The organism is Ketobacter sp., assembly GCF_003671495.1.
Lineage (GTDB): Bacteria > Pseudomonadota > Gammaproteobacteria > Pseudomonadales > Ketobacteraceae > Ketobacter.
This window is the reverse complement of sequence record NZ_RCHN01000031.1, coordinates 13,155-28,482: the sequence shown is the minus strand read 5'-3', so window position 1 is coordinate 28,482 and position 15,328 is coordinate 13,155. Positions and strand designations below refer to the sequence as shown.

At 58.0% G+C, this 15,328-nt stretch carries 13 protein-coding genes and 1 tRNA gene; 7 read left to right on the top strand and 7 right to left on the bottom strand.

The window, feature by feature from the left end; all coding sequences use genetic code 11:
• Positions 1–249 precede the first annotated feature (249 nt).
• From secF to queA, 5 genes are all read right to left on the bottom strand, one after another.
• Complete coding sequence (secF, locus tag D9N14_RS14885) at positions 250–1,167, bottom strand: protein translocase subunit SecF (RefSeq protein WP_290581073.1); 918 nt, start codon at positions 1,165–1,167, stop codon at positions 250–252.
• A gap of 11 nt (positions 1,168–1,178) precedes the next feature.
• Complete coding sequence (secD, locus tag D9N14_RS14880) at positions 1,179–3,044, bottom strand: protein translocase subunit SecD (RefSeq protein ID WP_290581071.1); 1,866 nt, start codon at positions 3,042–3,044, stop codon at positions 1,179–1,181.
• Between the two features lie 72 nt (positions 3,045–3,116).
• Positions 3,117–3,452: a preprotein translocase subunit YajC gene (gene yajC / locus D9N14_RS14875; protein WP_317622629.1), complete on the bottom strand. Its 336-nt coding sequence runs from the start codon at positions 3,450–3,452 to the stop codon at positions 3,117–3,119.
• Positions 3,453–3,473: 21 nt separating this feature from the next.
• Positions 3,474–4,595, bottom strand: coding sequence for a tRNA guanosine(34) transglycosylase Tgt (gene tgt, locus D9N14_RS14870; protein ID WP_290581069.1), 1,122 nt, complete (start codon positions 4,593–4,595; stop codon positions 3,474–3,476).
• Between the two features lie 56 nt (positions 4,596–4,651).
• On the bottom strand, positions 4,652–5,698 hold the full coding sequence (gene queA, locus D9N14_RS14865; RefSeq protein WP_290581067.1) for a tRNA preQ1(34) S-adenosylmethionine ribosyltransferase-isomerase QueA: 1,047 nt from the start codon (positions 5,696–5,698) through the stop codon (positions 4,652–4,654).
• A gap of 128 nt (positions 5,699–5,826) precedes the next feature.
• On the opposite strand from queA, the gene D9N14_RS14860 reads away from it, so the two are divergent.
• Together D9N14_RS14860 and D9N14_RS14855 are read left to right on the top strand one after the other, a co-directional pair.
• Positions 5,827–5,913 (top strand) — tRNA-Leu (locus tag D9N14_RS14860).
• 15 nt (positions 5,914–5,928) lie between these two features.
• Positions 5,929–6,426: an RDD family protein gene (locus D9N14_RS14855; RefSeq protein ID WP_290581065.1), complete on the top strand. Its 498-nt coding sequence runs from the start codon at positions 5,929–5,931 to the stop codon at positions 6,424–6,426.
• Positions 6,427–6,431: 5 nt separating this feature from the next.
• Here D9N14_RS14855 and lptG read toward each other — a convergent pair whose 3' ends face one another.
• Both lptG and lptF read right to left on the bottom strand, forming a co-directional pair.
• A complete protein-coding gene (gene lptG, locus D9N14_RS14850; RefSeq protein WP_290581063.1) occupies positions 6,432–7,493 on the bottom strand; it encodes an LPS export ABC transporter permease LptG in 1,062 nt (353 codons plus the stop codon).
• Complete coding sequence (gene lptF, locus D9N14_RS14845) at positions 7,490–8,614, bottom strand: LPS export ABC transporter permease LptF (protein ID WP_290581060.1); 1,125 nt, start codon at positions 8,612–8,614, stop codon at positions 7,490–7,492. Before lptF ends, lptG begins: the two co-directional genes overlap by 4 nt.
• 104 nt (positions 8,615–8,718) lie before the next feature.
• Between lptF and D9N14_RS14840 the strand changes: the two genes are divergently transcribed.
• The 5 genes from D9N14_RS14840 to rrtA all read left to right on the top strand — a co-directional run bounded on the left by D9N14_RS14840 (position 8,719) and on the right by rrtA (position 15,318).
• Positions 8,719–10,212 carry a leucyl aminopeptidase gene (locus D9N14_RS14840; RefSeq protein ID WP_290581058.1) on the top strand — a complete coding sequence of 498 codons (1,494 nt, stop codon included), beginning with the start codon at positions 8,719–8,721 and terminating at the stop codon, positions 10,210–10,212.
• Entirely contained in the window at positions 10,209–10,625 is a 417-nt protein-coding gene (locus D9N14_RS14835) for a DNA polymerase III subunit chi (protein ID WP_290581056.1), read from the top strand. The genes D9N14_RS14840 and D9N14_RS14835 overlap by 4 nt, the downstream gene beginning before the upstream one ends.
• A 16-nt stretch (positions 10,626–10,641) precedes the next feature.
• Complete coding sequence (locus tag D9N14_RS14830; RefSeq protein WP_290581054.1) at positions 10,642–11,571, top strand: hypothetical protein; 930 nt, start codon at positions 10,642–10,644, stop codon at positions 11,569–11,571.
• 218 nt (positions 11,572–11,789) lie between these two features.
• A complete protein-coding gene (locus tag D9N14_RS14825) occupies positions 11,790–14,642 on the top strand; it encodes a valine--tRNA ligase (protein WP_290581150.1) in 2,853 nt (950 codons plus the stop codon).
• A 34-nt stretch (positions 14,643–14,676) separates the two neighbouring features.
• Positions 14,677–15,318 carry a rhombosortase gene (gene rrtA / locus D9N14_RS14820; protein WP_290581052.1) on the top strand — a complete coding sequence of 214 codons (642 nt, stop codon included), beginning with the start codon at positions 14,677–14,679 and terminating at the stop codon, positions 15,316–15,318.
• The last annotated feature ends 10 nt before the right edge of the window (positions 15,319–15,328 follow it).

Below are 15,328 nucleotides of genomic sequence, written 5' to 3'. Positions count from 1 at the left end.
ACCCGCTGTTTTAACATAGAAACTGGAACTCGATTACTGCTCGCGAAGACCCTTATCCCAAGAGTACGGCACTACCCAATGTCACTGCCCCAAGCTCCGCCGGGGCGACTTCTGATTGTGCCACTCAGTATAGTCCAGCCACGGACTTAACGGATAAGGCCAGGGGCGCCCCCTCCAAACCACAGGAACAAAAAAGCCGGCAGTAACGCCGGCTTGAAATGGATCATGATCAGGTAGGCACCAACGCCCTCAGGGCATATCGTCCAGCACCTTCTCCTGCTCGAGAAAATCGTCGCGACTGATGTTCTGCACCAACAGCAGGTTACTGGCCACGTAGATGGAAGAGTACGTACCCACCACAATACCCACGATGAGCGCCACCGCAAAGGCGTAGATCAGTTCACCACCGAGAAACGCCAGCGCAATCAGTACCAGTAACGTGGTGAAGGATGTCATCAAGGTCCGGCTCAGGGTCTGGTTCAGGGAGTTGTTGATGATCTCCACCGGGGTACCGCCACGATCCGTGCGAAAGTTTTCCCGCACCCGGTCAAACACCACGATGGTGTCGTTAAGGGAATAACCGATGACCGCCAATATCGCCGCCAGGGCGGTAAGGTCGAAGGTCAAACGCGACACGGAAAAGAAACCCAGGGTGATGATGACATCATGGAATAATGCCACCACGGCCCCCACCGCAAACTTGAAACGGAAACGCAAGGTGACATAAATCAGCATCAGACCCAACGCGATGAGCAGGGCGATACCACTCTTGTCCCGCAATTCTTCTCCCACCTGGGGCCCAACGAATTCCACACGCTTTAGCTTAACGCCGGGATCCTGGGCCCGCAGTTGAGCCAGCACCTGCTGCCCCACTTTGTCTTTATCCTCACCCTCGATGGGTGGCACCCGTACCAATACCTCCTCCGGTCGCCCGAAGTGCTGCACGCTGGCGTCGGAATAGGCGCTGTTTTTCAGCACCTCTCGAATGGGCTCCAGCTGGGCAGCGGTTTCATATTCCACTTCAATCTGGGTTCCACCGGTGAAGTCCAGCCCCAGCTCGAGGAAATTAATGGCGATGGAGACCAGGGACCCGATCACCAACAGGATGGAGAGAGCACCCAGGAACTTACGGGGCGCCATGAAATTATAACTGGAAGTTTTCGTCATAGCGGGGCCTCCTAAATGCTCAGTTTCTGCAGCGCACGGCCGCCGTAGATCAGGTTGACGATGGCTCGGGTACCGACGATGGCCGTGAACATGGACGTCAGGATACCGATGGAGAGGGTCACGGCGAAACCTTTGACCGGGCCGGAGCCGAACGCGAACAACACCAGCCCCACCAGCAGGGTGGTAATGTTGGCATCCAGAATGGTGAGAAACGCCCGGTCATAACCGGCGTTGATGGCCGCATGGGGGGTTATCCCGTTGGCCATCTCTTCGCGGATACGGGCAAAGATCAGTACGTTGGCGTCCACCGCCATACCCACCGTCAACACGATACCGGCCATACCCGGCAAAGACAGGGTCGCACCGGGGATAATCGACATAAAGGCCACCAGTAGCAGCAGGTTCAGCACCAGAGCAACGTTGGCAATCAGGCCAAACAGCTTGTAGTAGCCCACCATGAACAACAACACCAGGGCAAAACCGGTTACCAATGACATCAAACCGGCTTCGATATTCTGCTGCCCCAGGCTGGGGCCCACGGTGCGTTCTTCCACAAAGTACATGGGCGCTGCCAGGGCGCCGGCCCGCAACAACAACGCCAGTTCTTTCGCTTCCGCGGGGCTGTCGAGGCCGGTGATGCGGAAACTGTTACCGAGGGCACTTTGGATGGTCGCCACGTTGATGACTTCCCGAGTTTCTTTGGTGAAGACTTTTTCTACTTCTTTACCGTCCACCACCACCGTGCGTTTCTCTGGCTCCAGCTCAATGAACACCACCGCCATGGAATCCTTCACGTGTTTGTTGGTGGTGCGGAACATGCGCTTGCCACCGACACTGTCCAGTTCAATGTTCACCTGGGGGCGTCCGTTTTCGTCATAACCGGTACTGGCACCCACCACCCGGTCACCGGTCACAATCACGTCTTTCTTCAACAGCACACCCTGGCCGGTACTGCGCATGGGCAGGAATTCGGAACCCACCGGCGCCCGGCTGACAGACAGGGGATCGTTTTCCCAATCCACCATGCGGAACTCCAGGTTGGCCGCCCGCCCGATGATCCGTTTGGCTTCTGCAGTGTCCTGGATGCCGGGCAGCTGGATCACAATGCGGTCGGCCCCCTGGCGTTGTACCACCGGCTCCGCCACACCCAACTCATTCACCCGGTTGCGCAGGCTGGTGAGGTTCTGGCTGACGGCATAGTCCTTGATCTCTTTAACGGCCTGCTCAGACAGCGTCAACAGCAGCGTGGTAACATTGTCCGCCTGCTCTTCCTGGATCAGGTAATCACGAAACTCTTTCTGCAGCAGACTGCGCGCCTGGCTGACCCGCTCTTCGGTGGTGAACGACAGCCGCAACTGATCACCTTCCTTGCTGGCCTGCTTGTATCGAACCTTCTCTTCCCGCAACCCGTCACGAATATTATTCAGGTCATTTTTGAGTTTGTTCTCGGTGGCCTTGGCCATGTCCACTTCCATCAGGAAGTGGACACCACCGCGCAGATCCAAACCCAGTTTAACCGGGCCTGCCCCCAGGGAGACCAGCCAGTCGGGAGTATTGGGCGCCAGGTTCATGGCCACCACATAATCGTCACTGACAGCGCTCTGCACCACGTCTTTGGCGTTGATCTGGTCATCCACATTATTGAAGCGAATCAAGGCCGAGCCTGGCAGCAATTCCGAGCGTTTGACGCTGATGCCGGATTTCTCGAGGGCGGCAACGGCGCGCTCCAGCACGTCCGGTGCAGTCTCAGCACCGGCTTTTTTGGCGGTAACCTGTAAGGCTGGATCATCCGGATACAGGTTAGGCAGCGCGTAGATGATTCCGAACAGTGCCACCACGAGCACTAACAGATACTTCCACAGGGGGTACTTATTCATGGGGAAACCCTATTGTTTTTCTTGGTCGGTCCTGACGCGCCACCATCCCTGGCAGCACTCGCTAGATGCAGATCAGATGCTTTTCAGGGTGCCTTTTGGCAAGGTGGCGGTAACCGCCCCTTTCTGGAAGGAGATCTCGGTGTTGGCAGCCACTTCCACCACCACGTATTCCTCTGTCACCTTGGTCACTTTGCCCATCATGCCGCCGGAGATCACCACTTCATCCCCTTTGGCCAACCCTTCCATGAGGGCCTTGTGTTCCTTGTTTCGCTTGGACTGGGGGCGGATGATCATGAAGTAGAAGATCGCCACCATGAAAATCATCATGCCCCAGAAGGTCAGGGGGTTGCCCTGCTGGGCGGCGGCAGCGCCGGGTTCGGCCATTGCTTCAGCGATAAAGAAACTCATATATACCTCAAGTTGATGACATTAATTGGATGCCAGCGGCGGCACGGTTTCGCCCCGCTGCTGGTAGAACTCCGTTACAAAGCGCTCAAATGTACCCGTTTCAATGGCGGTGCGCAAACCGAGCATCAGGCGCTGATAGTAGCGCAGGTTATGGATCGTATTGAGCTGGGCACCGAGGATTTCCTTGCAGCGGTCCAGGTGGTGCAGGTACGCCCGGGAGAAGTTACAGCAGGTATAACAGTCGCAGCCTGCTTCGAGGGGCCCGGTATCGGTTTTGTGGGCCGCATTCCGGATTTTGACCACCCCGCTGCTGGTGAACAGATGACCGTTGCGGGCGTTGCGGGTGGGCATTACACAGTCGAACATGTCCACACCCCGGCGCACCGCTTCCACAATGTCCTCCGGTTTGCCCACACCCATCAGGTACCTTGGGCGATCCTTAGGCATATGGGGCTGTAAATAGTTCAACACGCTCATCATTTCTTCTTTCGGCTCACCCACCGACAGACCGCCGATGGCATAGCCGTCAAAACCGATCTCCTCCAGCCCGGCCAGGGATTCCCGCCGCAGGGACTCGTACATTCCCCCCTGGACAATGCCGAACAGAGCAGATGGATTGCCCTGGTGGGCCTCTTTGCTGCGCCTGGCCCAGCGCAAGGACAATTCCATGGAATCGCGGGCCTGCTGCTCGGTGGCCGGATAGGGCGTGCACTCGTCGAAAATCATCACGATGTCGGAGCCCAGGTCCCGCTGTACCTGCATGGAAATTTCCGGGGTCAACACCACCGGGCTGCCGTCCACCGGGGACTGGAACTTGACCCCTTCTTCGGAAATCTTGCGCATTTTACCCAGGGAGAACACCTGAAAGCCGCCGGAATCCGTCAAGATGGGCCCCTGCCACTGCATAAAATCATGCAAATCCCCATGTTGGCGAATGATCTCGGTGCCCGGACGCAGCATCAGGTGAAAGGTATTACCCAGTACAATGTGAGCTCCGATGGCCTCGATATCCCGGGGCAGCATGGCCTTGACGGAGCCGTAGGTGCCCACCGGCATGAACGCGGGGGTTTCCACGGTGCCGCGCTCAAAGATCAGACGGCCGCGACGGGCCCCGGCATCAGTGCCAATGAGTTCAAATTTCATAACGGGCCTTACTCATATCGAAGGGGTTCATAATATAGGGTCAGAATATAGTGGGCTCAGAGGATCAGCATGGCATCGCCATAACTGAAAAAGCGGTATTCCTGCTGCACCGCATGCTGATAGGCCTTCAGCACCGGCTCCCGTCCGGCAAAGGCACTCACCAGCATAATAAGGGTGGATTCCGGCAAATGGAAATTGGTCACCAGCCCGTCCACCACGGCGAAGTCATACCCCGGATAGATAAAGATATCGGTTTCCCCGGCAAACGCTGCGATCTGCCCATGGTTGGCCGCAGCCGCGGTTTCCAGGGAGCGTACCGAAGTGGTGCCCACGGCAATCACCCTGCCACCGCGGGCACGGGTGGCCTGTATTTTGTCGACGGTTCCCTGGTCCACCTGCAGCCATTCCGAGTGCATAACGTGATCCCGGATGTCGTCGGCCCGCACTGGCTGGAAGGTGCCGGCCCCCACATGGAGGGTGACATAGGCGGTGTCGACGCCCTTTTCCTGCAACTGACGCAACAACGGCTCGTCAAAGTGCAACCCCGCCGTAGGCGCGGCTACCGCCCCCGGCGCCTGGGCATACACCGTTTGATAGCGATCCTGGTCCAGTGACTCGTCGGCGCGGTCAATATAGGGAGGCAACGGCATATGGCCCACCTGCTGCAGCCAGTCCAGCAGGTTACCCTGCTCCGAACGCAGCCGGAACAGATCCCCCTGGCGCCCTTCCATCACCAGGCTGCCAACACTCTGCTCTAGCCCATCCACCTGGCCCTCCACCAATATACGGCTGCCGGGCTTGGGGGATTTGCTGGCACGGACATGAGCCAGACACTGGTTTGGCCCGGTGATCCGCTCCACCAGGACCTCCACTTTACCGCCGGTTTCTTTCTTCCCAAAGACTCGGGCGGGAATCACCCGGGTGTTGTTGAACACCAGCAAATCCCCCGCCTGCAAATACTGGGGCAGATCGGTAAACCGTTGATCCTGCAGGGTTCCACTGCTGCGATCCAGGCACAGCAGGCGGCTCCCCGAGCGCTCCGCCATGGGATAGCGGGCTATCAGGTGATCGGGCAGTTCATAGTGAAAGTCAGCGCGCTTCATCAACAACCGGCTCTGGGCGTCAGCTAAAAAGGGTCGCGATTATAGCGGTTTATGGGTTTCTCTTAAATGCCTTGTTGACGCGCTTGATTGCATTGATATAATCGCGGCTCTCTACAACGAGACACCTTGCCTGGGTGGCGGAACTGGTAGACGCGACGGATTCAAAATCCGTTTCTGGAAACAGAGTGAGAGTTCGAGTCTCTCCCTAGGCACCACTTCTAATAAGTCTGATGAACGATTCTTCCAACGCCATCTCCTACGTGGAATATCCATCGGCCGGCCTGCTTCGACGCCTGGCTTCCATTGTCTATGATGCCCTCATTGTGATTGCACTGTGGTTCTTGATTGCCGTGCTCTATCTGGCGATCACCGGCGTGGACACCCCGCGGGACAGCCGGGATTTGCAGTTAACCCTGTTTCCATTGCTGATGGGCGGCACTTTCCTGTTCTATTACTGGTTCTGGTCCCACGGTGGTCAAACCCTGGGCATGCGCGCCTGGCGCCTGCAGGTGGTGGACGCCAACCTGGATGGCCGGCCGGTTAATTTTCTGCAGAGCCTAAGTCGCTTTCTGATGGCAACACTGTCGTTATGCTGCTTTGGACTGGGCTATCTGTGGGTGGTGTTCAGCCCCAGCAACGACACCTGGCACGACAGCCTATCCAACACCCGCACCCTGGTGCTGCCGAAGGACATCAACAAGCAGGTGCTGCCAGCCAAGCGCAGCTGAAACCGCTACACCCGCCGCAACAAATAGACACCCACCCCGAAGCTCACCACCAACGGCACCATGGCCGCCATGAAGGGCGTGAGACTGAAGATGATGGTGACGTGCCCCAGGAATTGCTGGGCATAGTGGAACAACAGCCCCACGATGACACCCGCCATGATGCGCTGCCCCATGGTCACAGAACGCAGGGGCCCGAACACAAAGGAGATGGCAATAAACACCATCACCAGGGTCGTGAAAGGCTGCAATACTTTTTTCCAGAAGGAAAAGAAGTAGGAGGTGCTCTCAAGCTCCTGGGAATCCAGATAGGTGGCGTACTGATACAGTCCGGTGATGGACAGGTTGTCCGGCTTTAGCACCACCACCGACATCACTTCGGGGGTAATGGAGGTATTGTTCCAGTCCAGGGTTTCGAAATGCTCTGCTTCTGTGCGGTCACCTTGCATGGTGGTCTGGCGTACCTTTTCCAGCACCCAGTGATCCCCGAGATAAATCGCCCGCTCCGAGAAATCCGAGCGGATCAGTATATTGTCCTCGTCAAACAAAAAGCGCGATATGCCGAACATCACCCCATTCGGTTGCACCACCTGGATGTGGGTGTACTGGCCACCCTCCCGATACCAGTAGCCATCGCGGGAGCCAATGCTCTCTCCCTGGTACAGATGGCGGGCTTTTTCGGACTGGGCAAACTGCTCGGTCTGTGGCACCACGAACTGCCCCAGCACCAACCCCAGCAACACAATCCAGATGACCGGTTTGGCCGCGGCATACACAATGCGGGCAATGGACACACCGGCTGCACGAATCACGGTCAGCTCGCTGGTGTTGGCCAGGGTACCCAATCCGATCAGACAACCGATCAACGTCCCCACTGGCATAAAATCGTAGATGCGCCGGGGCAACGTCCAGAGGATGAACAGCAAGGCCTCCTGGGCCTGGTAGGCGCGCTTCAGTTCGTCCATTTCCGCCAGGAAGGCAAAGGAGGCATCCAGGCTGATCAGCAGGAACAGCACCATGGAAACGGACACCAGCACGGTATTCCCGATATAACGGTCCAGCAACATCATGAGGGATTCACCTGCAGCCGATCCATGCGCCGCTTGGAGCGCTTCAAACGAAAGTCAGGCCAGTAATTCAAACCGAAGCCGATCAGCAGAAAAACGCCGTGCACCCAGAAGATGCCCACCTCGGCCGGAATTTTTTCTTTTTCGATGGCGCCTTTCACCGCCATCATCAGGGACAGATAACACAGGTACAACAAGATGGCCGGCAGCATTTTCAGATAGCGCCCCTGACGTGGATTCACTTTGGACAAAGGCACTGCCATGAACACCACGATCGGCACCATGATCATCAGGGACAGGCGCCACTGCAGTTCCACCCGGGCTTTGATGCCTGGGTTCTTCAGCAATTCCGCCGTGGACTGATCTTCAATTTCCGTGGCTTCCACGTCCACCAGTTTGTTTTCCAGTTTGACGGTGTATTCACCGTAGCTGGAGCGCCCGTACTGGGAATTGCCAGGGTCCACTTCAAAGCGCTCACCATCGGACATCACCAGATAACGATTGCCACTGCGATCGATGCGATAGCGCCCTTCCGCTGCCCTTAGCAGGACCACTTTGTCGTATTCATCGGCGCGCCCAGCCCGATCGTAATTGACAATAAAAAGGTTCTTCATTACCTCGGCATGGGAGTCGATGTCCTCCACATAGGTCACCGTGCGCCCGTCTGAGGACGAATGGAAGCGCCGCGGGCTCAACACGTCCAGGCCGGAACGACGTTCCTGCTCCAGGATCAGCGCATTGGCCTTCTGCGATCCCCAGGGGGACAGATAAAAGCTGAAGAAGCCGATCACCAGCGCCATGCAGATGGCGGGAATCATGGACAACCGCACCAGTCGCTTGTCACTGACGCCGCAGGCCTGCAGCACCACCATTTCGTTTTCCAGATACATGCGCCCGTAGGACAACAAAATACCGAGGAACAAACCCAGCGGCAGAATCAGCTCCAGAAAATCCGGCAGGCGGTAAGCCATGATCATGAAGACCGCGCCCCCTTCCAGCTTACCCACCGCCGCCTGGGACAGGTACTTCAGGAAGCGGCTGGAAACCAGGATAAAAGTCAGCACTGAGCTCACCGCCAGGGTGGCCCAAAACAGCTGACGCGAAAGATATCGATAAATAATCATGGAAAAGACAGTGTTTGCTATGGTAAATCAGCAAAATTTTCGCTAGTAATGAACTATTGACGCCATTATCCATTAAACGAATTCTTTTGTCTTGCGGGGTTTGCATGGACTTCAAAATCAAAAAAGCCACACCGGAAAAATTCAAAACAGATGCGCTGATTCTGCCCGTGTTCGAGGACACGACATTAGGCACCAGTGCCGCCACGTTGAGCGCGACCACCAAAAAGGCCCTGGAAAACGCACTGGCTCAAGGCGACATCAAAGGCAAGGCCGGGGAGGTACAAATCCTTACCGCCGTCACAGAATCGGCCGCCAAGCGCATTGTGCTGATGGGTCTGGGTAAAGCCACCGAACAAACCGAATCCGGACTGCGCAAAGCCCTCGCCGCCACCGCCAGCGCCCTGAAAAGCACCGCAGCCAAAGACGCCGCCCTGGCCCTGGATGATATCCAGGTGGGCGAGCGGGATGCGCACTGGGTGGCCCGTCAAGCTGTGGAACTGTTTGAGGCGGCGGCTTATACCTTCAATGCCTTCAAGAGCAAGGACAACCACAAGCTGGTGAGCCTGAAAAAAGTCACTCTGTTGACCACCACCGATCCCAAGGCCGTGGAACAAGGCGCAGTGATTGGCAAGGCCATCGCCAATGGCATGAACTACGCCCGCGACCTGGGCAACACGCCGCCCAACGTGTGCAATCCCAGCTACCTGGCCCAGGAAGCCCGCAAACTGTCCCGCGGCTGCCCCACCCTGACCACCAAAATTCTGGATGAAAAGCAGATGGCGGAACTGGGTATGAATTCCCTGCTGTCTGTGGGCAACGGCAGCGATACGCCCTCAAAACTGATCATCATGGAATACAAAGGCGGCCCGAAATCCCAACCGCCCCACGTGCTGGTGGGCAAGGGCATTACTTTCGACACGGGCGGCATCTCCCTGAAACCGGCTCCGGACATGGATGCCATGAAGTGGGACATGTGTGGCGCCGCCTCCGTCTTCGGCACCATGCAGGCCGTGGTGGAAATGAAGTTGCCCATGAATGTGGTGGGCGTAGTGGCCGCGGCCGAAAACATGCCCAGCGGCAAAGCCACTCGCCCGGGGGATATCGTGACCACCATGTCCGGCCAAACCGTGGAAATCCTGAATACCGATGCCGAGGGCCGGCTGGTACTGTGTGATGCCCTCACCTACGTAGAGCGCTTCAAGCCCGCGTCGGTGGTGGACATCGCCACCCTCACCGGCGCCATCATTGTGGCACTGGGGCCTTTCGCCAGCGGCATGATGAGCAACGATGAAGCCGTGGTTGCGGACCTGCAGGCCGCCGCCGACTACACCCAGGACAAAGTCTGGCGCCTGCCCCTGTGGGATGAATATCAGGCCCTGTTGGACAGCCCCTTTGCCGACATCGGCAATATCGGCAATGCCGGCCCCAAAGCTGGCTCCATCACCGCCGCCTGCTTCCTGTCCCGGTTCACCAAAGCCTACCCCTGGGCCCACCTGGATGTGGCCGGCAGTGCCTTCAACGGGGGGGCCAATAAGGGCGCGACCGGCCGGCCGGTACCATTGCTCACCGAATACCTGTTGCGACAGGTCAAGTCATGACCCGGGTGGATTTCTATATTCTGCCGGAAGATAACCGGATCTCGCCGCTGAATTACGCGGCGAGGCTGGTGGAAAAGGCGTTTCGCCGGGGTCACCAGGTCTACATCCACACCCTGGACGATACCCAGACCCGGCTGCTGAGCGAGGAGCTCTGGCAGCGGCCGGAGTCGTTCCTGGCTCACGGAACCGGCTCCAACGACCCTCATCAGCCGATCCAGATTTCCCACCAGGGGGAGCCTCAGCAGCACGGGGATGTCATGGTGAACCTGGCCGGTACCATTCCGCCCTTTTTTTCCCGATTCCAGCGGGTCGCCGAAATTGTGCCGGGAAAACCGGAATCCAGGTCACAAAGCCGGGACAATTTTCGGTATTACAAAGAAAGAGGCTATGCTTTAAATACGCACAACATTTAGGTGATGGTAGCGAAACATGAGTCAGGGCGATCAAAAATCTCATATTAATCAGGAACAAAAGGACAAAATGCTGGATGATCTGGAGTCCCTGAGCAAGATGCTGGACGAGGATCTGGAAGACGACGAGGACACCCAGGTCATTCCTGAGGACATCCCGGTGTTGAAGAGTTTTGTGGACGATGTGCCGGTACTGAATGAGTCCCTTGAGGAAGCGCCTCCGAAGCCCACCCCGGCCCCCAGCAGCCCGAATCCGGAGCCACCCACCCTGCAGGAAACCGACTCCATTGACCTGAATGCCGCCCAGTTCAGCACCCACCCGGTGAGCCGGCCCGCCGTCGGCAGCGGTGCTGCCTTGGATATGAGCTTCCTGGACAAGGACCCCCTGGACATCAGCGAGCGGGTCCGCAGCTATCGAGACAGGGGCGACATCGCACCGCCCCCACCCCCGCCACAGCATCAAGCCATGCAGCCTCCAGCCCAGCCGGCTCAATCTGCGCCCGCTCAACCCACACACACCCACGCCGCGCCGTCTGTGCCCGTCGTCGCCGAAGCAGCGGCCACAGAGGTTGCCAAAGCGGACTCCAGGGCAGAGGAGGTCACGCGACCGCTGAACCGTTTCCAGACCACCAACAAGACCGAGAACCCATTCCTGCCCCGCTCCACCCTGGATAAGATCCGCGAAAACCATGCCTGGGAGCAAAACAGGGACCGGGATCGGGAAAACGACGCCTCCGCCCAATTACGCCGCCTGCTGCAGGACAATCCTCTCAACAAAGTTACCTTTGATGCCAACTCGAAGGAGGCCCAGGCCCTGCGCCAGAAAGCCAGTCAGATGGTCAACGAGGTGATCCGCGCCAACATGCCCCGCCTGGAAGCCGAGCTGCGCATGAAGCTGGAGCAGGAGGTGGACAGAATGTTCAAAGAGATCAAGAAAAATCCCCGTTAGATCGGTATACTTGTCGGCCGCCGCGGCTTCTTGCTTCGCGATCCGGTCGGCAGACCACCAAAGTCTTCAAAACACGCCGTGAACCCATCCCTGGGGGCTCGACAGCCGCGTCCTTGCGGCTGACGGTTTTGAAGACTTTGGTGGCCTACCTCCCTCGCCTCAGTGGTCGCCCCGGCTCCCTTTTCGTTCGCAGTTAAAGACAAGAGACACCGGTGACCATGGAAAAGACCTTCAACCCAAGCGACATTGAAACCCGTTGGTATCAAACCTGGGAAGAAAAAGGCTACTTCAAGCCCACAGGCCAAGGCGACGCCTACACCATCATGATTCCGCCGCCGAACGTCACCGGCAGCCTGCACATGGGCCACGGCTTCAACAACGCGGTCATGGACTGCCTGATCCGCTACCGCCGCATGCAGGGCCGCAACACCCTGTGGCAGCCGGGCTGTGATCACGCCGGTATCGCCACCCAGATGGTGGTGGAGCGCCAGCTGGCCGCACAGAATGTCACCCGCCATGACCTGGGCCGCGAGAAGTTCCTGGAGAAAGTCTGGGAATGGAAGGAGCAGTCCGGCGGCACCATCACCCGTCAGATCCGCCGCCTGGGCTCGTCCGTGGATTGGTCCCGCGAGCGCTTCACCATGGATGAAGGCCTATCCAACGCGGTAAAAGAGGTGTTTGTGCGCCTGCACGAAGAAGGCCTGATCTACCGCGGTAAGCGCCTGGTGAACTGGGATCCGAAGCTGCACACCGCCATCTCTGATCTGGAAGTGGAGAACGTCGACCAGAAAGGCAGCATGTGGCACTTCCGCTACCCGTTGGCCAATGGCGCCAAAACCGCCGACGGCAAAGATTACATCATCGTCGCCACCACCCGCCCCGAAACCATGCTGGGCGACACCGCTGTGGCGGTGAACCCGAAAGACGAGCGCTACCAGGCCCTGATCGGTAAAACCCTGACCCTGCCGCTGGTGAATCGCGAGATCCCCATCATCGCCGACGATTACGTCGACATGGAATTCGGCACCGGCTGCGTGAAGATCACGCCCGCGCACGACTTCAACGATTACGACGTAGGCAAGCGCCACAACCTGCCACTGGTGAACGTGCTCACCATCGACGCCGCCATCCGCGATCAGGCCGAGGCCTTCAATTTTGACGGCACCGTGAATTTAGAAGTCAGCACCGAGATCCCCGATGTGTACCGTGGCGATGACCGTTTCGTGGCCCGCAAAAAGATCGTCGAGGATCTGGACCAGCTGGGCCTGCTGGAGAAAATCGACGACCACGCGTTGAAGGTGCCCAAGGGCGACCGATCCGGCGTCGTGGTCGAGCCTTTCCTCACCGACCAATGGTACGTGCGCGTGGCCCCGCTGGCTGAGCCCGCCATCAAAGCGGTGGAAAACGGCGACATCCAATTCGTACCCAAGCAATACGAAAACATGTACTTCGCCTGGATGCGCGACATTCAGGATTGGTGTATCTCTCGCCAGTTGTGGTGGGGCCACCGCATCCCCGCATGGTATGACAACGCTGGCAACGTGTACGTGGGCCGTAACGAAGCCGAAGTGCGCGCCAAGCACAACCTGGGTGACGACATCGCGCTGCATCAAGATGAGGACGTGCTGGACACCTGGTTCAGCTCCGCCCTGTGGACCTTCTCCACCCTGGGCTGGCCCGACGATCTGGAAACCCTCAAAACTTTCCACTCCACCGACGTGCTGGTCACCGGTTTCGACATCATCTTCTTCTGGGTGGCGCGCATGATCATGATGACCATGCACTTCATCAAGAACGAAGACGGCACCCCGCAAGTTCCGTTCAAAACCGTGTACGTGCATGGGTTGGTGCGGGACAGCGAAGGCCAGAAGATGTCCAAATCCAAAGGCAACGTGCTGGATCCGCTGGACATCATCGACGGCATCGACCTGGAAACCCTGGTGGGCAAACGCACCACCGGGTTGATGAACCCCAAAGACGCCAGCAAGATCGAGAAACGCACCCGCAAGGAATTCGCCGACGGCATCGCCTCCTACGGCACCGATTCCCTGCGCTTCACTTTCCTGTCCCTGGCCTCCACCGGCCGTGACATCAAGTTCGACATCAACCGACTGGAAGGCTACCGCAACTTCTGCAACAAACTGTGGAACGCCAGCCGCTACGTAATGATGAACACCGAGAACCAGGACTGCGGCATCCACGGTGGTGACATCGAACTGAGCGTAGCCGATCGCTGGATCATCTCCCGCCTGCAACAAACCGAGCTGCAGGTCTGCAGGGCACTGGATGAATTTCGCTTCGATCACGCGTCCCAGGCGCTGTATGAATTCATCTGGAACGAATACTGCGACTGGTATCTGGAACTTTCCAAACCGGTGCTGAACGATGACAACAGCAGCGATGCCGCCAAACGGGGCACCCGACGCACCCTGGTCAAAGTTCTGGAAACCATCCTGCGCCTGGCGCACCCCTTCATGCCCTTCATCACCGAAGAAATCTGGCAACAGATCGGCCCCATGGCCGGCGCCGAAGGCGAAACCCTGATGCTGCAGCCCTACCCCGCCGCCAACGCCGACAAGCAGGACGCCCAGGCAGAGGCCGACATTGAATGGCTGAAAGGCGTAATTGTGGGCATTCGCAACATCCGCGGCGAGATGAACATCTCCCCCGCCAAGCAATTGCCAGTCCTGCTGCAAAAAGGCAACGCCGAAGACGAGCGCCGCGCCAACAGCTACAGCGGCTTCCTGACCTCCTTGGCCAAGCTGGAAAGTGTCACCTGGTTGCAACCGCAAGAGGAAGCACCCATGTCCGCCATCCAGCTGGTGGGCGATATGCAAGTGCTGGTGCCCATGGCCGGCCTGATCGACAAAGACGCCGAAATCGCCCGCCTGCAGAAAGAGATCGACAAACGCGAGCAGGAAATCAAGCGCGTCGAAGGTAAACTCAATAATCCCAAGTTTGTGGATCGCGCCCCGGCCGACGTGGTGGAAAAAGAAAAGCAGAAAATCACCGAGCATCAGGCTGCTTTGAATGAACTGCAAACACAGATGGGCAAGATCAAAGCCCTCTGATGCGGGCTACGACCACCTAACGGGCAGAACCAGCATGTCAGACCAGATTGATCTCAGCCAGGAAGCCGCCGCCCGCAGGAGCTTTAACGAGTTCTTCCGGCAGTGGTGGTTTTCCGTCGCAGTCATGCTCTTGATCTGCTTGACCACCTTATTGCCCGCCAGCACCATTCACGACCTGGCGCTGGTGCACGACAAGGTGAGTGACGGCGAGTTCTGGCGCATCATCAGCAGCCAGTTCGTTCATCTTGGTTTCAACCATACGGTGTTGAATCTGGTGGGCTACCTCATTGTCTCCGCCAGCTTTCGCGAGGATATCACGCCCACAGAAGAAATGACCGCCCTCGGTATCTGCGCGTTGGGTGTGGGGATGGGCATTTACCTGTTCAACCCGGAGATCGGCTGGTACGTCGGTTTGTCCGGCGCCATCTATGGCATTCTCACCCATTACCTGATCATCGGCTGGCGGCGCAGCGCCATTCTCTCCGCGTTCTTTGGCCTGTACCTGATTGGCAAATTCGTTTATGAGCAATTGATTGCCGGCCCGGACACCGTCACCGCAGATCTCATCGGTGGCGCCGTGGCCATCGACAGCCATCTTTATGGCGCGATCACCGGGCTGGTCACCGGGCTGATTTCCCTGTGGCTGTTCCACCGCCCAGCGCCAGCGCAACAATAAGGCCCGGCCC